We start from the raw sequence: 486 nt of genomic DNA on the forward strand, positions 1-486 counted from the left end.
GGTGTTATCCTCACCACGTCAACCAACACCGACTTTTCCGAGATCTACAAGGCGATGGAAACCGTTACGCGCGAAAGCAACGGCTCATTCGTCAATAGCGGCTTTCTGGTCGCAGCCCTTGGCCCGAACGCCGAAGGCAAACAGGTGTTTTCGGTATCGGAAGGCACGGCCTATGTGAATGGTCGCCGCGTCATTCGTCGCCAGTCGTTTCGCTTTGCGTATGAGGAAAATCCCGATCTGCGTATGATCGATGCGGAACCGCATCCGTTCACCGCAGCCACAGACGGCACACAGGTCTTTACCGTTTCAAAGACTCCGATTGCCGAGGTGCGCCGCATCACCGTCGAAAAGGAAACCACTGACACAATCGTCCACGGTCCTTATGCCGGTGTGACCGATCCGCTGCCGCATTCCTCTGTTACCGCGATCCTCGAAATCAAATCGGGCACCACGGTTTACACCACGCCTGCCGACTGGCTGCTGTCG

At 56.6% G+C, this 486-nt stretch carries 1 protein-coding gene; it reads left to right on the plus strand.

From position 1 onward, the window contains the following. Positions 1-486 (plus strand): DUF4815 domain-containing protein (locus ABE527_RS21650; RefSeq protein ID WP_499698263.1); only part of this gene is annotated, 486 nt, incomplete at both ends.

This window comes from Brucella sp. TWI432 (assembly GCF_039674445.1).
Taxonomy (GTDB): domain Bacteria; phylum Pseudomonadota; class Alphaproteobacteria; order Rhizobiales; family Rhizobiaceae; genus Brucella; species Brucella chromiisoli.